Here is a 3,541-nt window from a genome sequence, read left to right as displayed (position 1 = left end):
GTGTGACAGACTGTTTACATCTGGTTTTTACAACCGGACTGTTCTTTAACAAGGTAAATCAAGCTGAGTCTCTGGATTGTAGCTTGGCACGTGTCTTCGGACGCTGTGGCAAGAGCAATTCAAAGATAGGTTTCAGATGGATGATCCAACGCATCCGTTTGAAACCAGTTGTACAAACAACACTGTGACTCAAGCGTCACAACATCCGGCGGATGCACACTTTGATCGGTGTGTATCTCTAAGTACCAGACATACGCCAAAGGGTGTCTGGGAAAAGTCCTTTGAACAGATAACTTGGGTTATATGGTCAAGTGACTAAGCGCAAACGGTGGATGCCTTGGCAGTCAGAGGCGATGAAGGACGTAGGAGCCTGCGATAAGCATCGGGGAGGTGGCAACCAACCTTTGATCCGGTGATTTCCGAATGGGGAAACCCACTCAACGTAAGTTGGGTATCCGTAACTGAATCCATAGGTTACGGAGGCGAACTCAGGGAACTGAAACATCTAAGTACCTGAAGGAAAAGAAATCAATTGAGATTCCCCCAGTAGCGGCGAGCGACCGGGGATCAGCCTGCAAGTGATAGCATAAGCGTTAGTGGAACGGTCTGGAAAGTCCGGCGATAGAGGGTGATAGCCCCGTACACGAAAACGCTTTAGTGGTACTAAGCTTGCGACAAGTAGGTCGGGACACGTGATATCTTGACTGAAGATGGGGGGACCATCCTCCAAGGCTAAATACTCCTGACTGACCGATAGTGAACCAGTACCGTGAGGGAAAGGCGAAAAGAACCCCGGAGAGGGGAGTGAAATAGAACCTGAAACCGTTTGCGTACAAGCAGTGGGAGCAGACTTGTTCTGTGACTGCGTACCTTTTGTATAATGGGTCAGCGACTTATTGTCTGTAGCAAGCTTAACCGCATAGGGGAGGCGTAGGGAAACCGAGTCTTAATAGGGCGTTCAGTTGCAGGCAATAGACCCGAAACCGGGCGATCTATCCATGGCCAGGCTGAAGGTTGGGTAACACTAACTGGAGGGCCGAACTCACTAACGTTGAAAAGTTAGGAGATGAGCTGTGGATCGGAGTGAAAGGCTAATCAAGCTCGGAGATAGCTGGTTCTCCTCGAAATCTATTTAGGTAGAGCGTCGTGTCTTACCCTGGGGGGTAGAGCACTGTTTGGGCTAGGGGGTCATCCCGACTTACCAACCCCATGCAAACTCCGAATACCCAGGAGTACAATCACGGCAGGCAGACGGCGGGTGCTAACGTCCGTCGTCGAGAGGGCAACAACCCAGACCGCCAGCTAAGGTCCCGAATACCGGTTAAGTGGGAAACGATGTGGGAAGGCGAAGACAGCTAGGAGGTTGGCTTAGAAGCAGCCATCCTTTAAAGAAAGCGTAATAGCTCACTAGTCGAGTCGGCCTGCGCGGAAGATGTAACGGGGCTAAACCGGTAACCGAAGCTGCGGATGCGTGCTTGCACGCATGGTAGAGGAGCGTTCTGTAAGCCGTTGAAGGTGAATCGTGAGGTTTGCTGGAGGTATCAGAAGTGCGAATGCTGACATGAGTAACGACAAGGGGGGTGAAAAACCTCCCCGCCGGAAGATCAAGGTTTCCTGCGCAACGCTAATCGGCGCAGGGTGAGTCGGCCCCTAAGGCGAGGGCGAAAGCCGTAGTCGATGGGAAACGGGTTAACATTCCCGTACTTCTTTATACTGCGATGGGGGGACGGAGAAGGCTAGGCCAGCGCGGCGATGGTTGTCCGCGTTTAAGGTTGTAGGCTGACTGCTTAGGAAAATCCGGGCGGTCAAGGCCGAGAGCTGATGACGAGTGTCTACGGACGCGAAGTGGTTGATGCCATGCTTCCAGGAAAAGCCTCTAAGCTTCAGGTATGAAGGAACCGTACTGTAAACCGACACAGGTGATCAGGTAGAGAATACCAAGGCGCTTGAGAGAACTCGGGTGAAGGAACTAGGCAAAATGGTACCGTAACTTCGGGAGAAGGTACGCCGCTGACGGTGAAGGGCTTGCCCCGTAAGCTGTTGGTGGCCGAAGTGACCAGGTGGCTGCGACTGTTTATTAAAAACATAGCACTCTGCAAACACGAAAGTGGACGTATAGGGTGTGACGCCTGCCCGGTGCCGGAAGGTTAATTGATGGGGTTAGCTTCGGCGAAGCTCTTGATCGAAGCCCCGGTAAACGGCGGCCGTAACTATAACGGTCCTAAGGTAGCGAAATTCCTTGTCGGGTAAGTTCCGACCTGCACGAATGGCGTAACGATGGCCACACTGTCTCCACCCGAGACTCAGTGAAATTGAAATCGCTGTTAAGATGCAGTGTACCCGCGGCTAGACGGAAAGACCCCGTGAACCTTTACTATAGCTTCACAGTGGACTTTGACTTTACTTGTGTAGGATAGCTGGGAGGCTTTGAAGCAGTGGCGCTAGCCATTGTGGAGCCGACCTTGAAATACCAGCCTGGTAACGTTGAGGTTCTAACTCAGGTCCCTTATCGGGATCGAGGACATTGTGTGGTGGGTAGTTTGACTGGGGCGGTCTCCTCCCAAAGAGTAACGGAGGAGCACGAAGGTGCGCTAATCATGGTCGGAAATCATGAGGTTAGTGTAAAGGCACAAGCGCGCTTGACTGCGAGTCTGACAAGACGAGCAGGTACGAAAGTAGGTCTTAGTGATCCGGTGGTTCTGAATGGAAGGGCCATCGCTCAACGGATAAAAGGTACTCCGGGGATAACAGGCTGATACCGCCCAAGAGTTCACATCGACGGCGGTGTTTGGCACCTCGATGTCGGCTCATCACATCCTGGGGCTGAAGCCGGTCCCAAGGGTATGGCTGTTCGCCATTTAAAGTGGTACGCGAGCTGGGTTTAGAACGTCGTGAGACAGTTCGGTCCCTATCTGCCGTGGGCGTTGGAGATTTGAGGAAAGCTGCTCCTAGTACGAGAGGACCGGAGTGGACGAACCTCTGGTGTTCGGGTTGTCACGCCAGTGGCACTGCCCGGTAGCTATGTTCGGACAGGATAACCGCTGAAAGCATCTAAGCGGGAAGCCTCTTCCAAGATGAGATCTCCCTGGGACCTTGAGTCCCCTGAAGGGCCGTTGAAGACTACAACGTTGATAGGCGGGGTGTGGAAGCGCGGTAACGCGTTGAGCTAACCCGTACTAATTGCCCGTGAGGCTTGACCATATAATCCAAGCTATTTGCGCGACGATGTCGCCAAGGACGCTGGATGTTGTGAGCGAGTCACAGAATTGCGGTACAGCATCAGCTTGATTTACCACCCTATTTGACAGGAAGCGGGCGGCGCAATGCGCGCGTAAGACCTCAATCCGTCAAGCCAGTTTGCCTGGCGACCATAGAGCATTGGAACCACCTGATTCCATCCCGAACTCAGTAGTGAAACGATGCATCGCCGATGGTAGTGTGGGGTCTCCCCATGTGAGAGTAGGTCATCGCCAGGCTCCAAAAAAGGAAAACCCCCGTAGCGTAGGCTACGGGGGTTTTGCTTTTTGGATGTGATGATTTA

At 52.7% G+C, this 3,541-nt stretch carries 1 protein-coding gene and 2 rRNA genes; all 3 read left to right on the top strand.

Annotation, left to right across the window (positions count from 1 at the left end; translation table 11 throughout):
• Nucleotides 1-188, top strand: a 188-nt coding sequence (locus tag ACYVGS_RS17790; protein WP_460590034.1) for a hypothetical protein, incomplete at its 5' end; no start/stop codon positions are given.
• 117 nt (nucleotides 189-305) lie between these two features.
• Nucleotides 306-3,201 (top strand): 23S ribosomal RNA (locus tag ACYVGS_RS17785).
• Between the two features lie 159 nt (nucleotides 3,202-3,360).
• Nucleotides 3,361-3,476, top strand: a 5S ribosomal RNA gene (rrf, locus tag ACYVGS_RS17780).
• Nucleotides 3,477-3,541 lie beyond the last annotated feature (65 nt).

The sequence above is a fragment of the Haliea atlantica genome (assembly GCF_054779855.1).
This window is presented reverse-complemented; position numbering and strand designations above follow the sequence as displayed.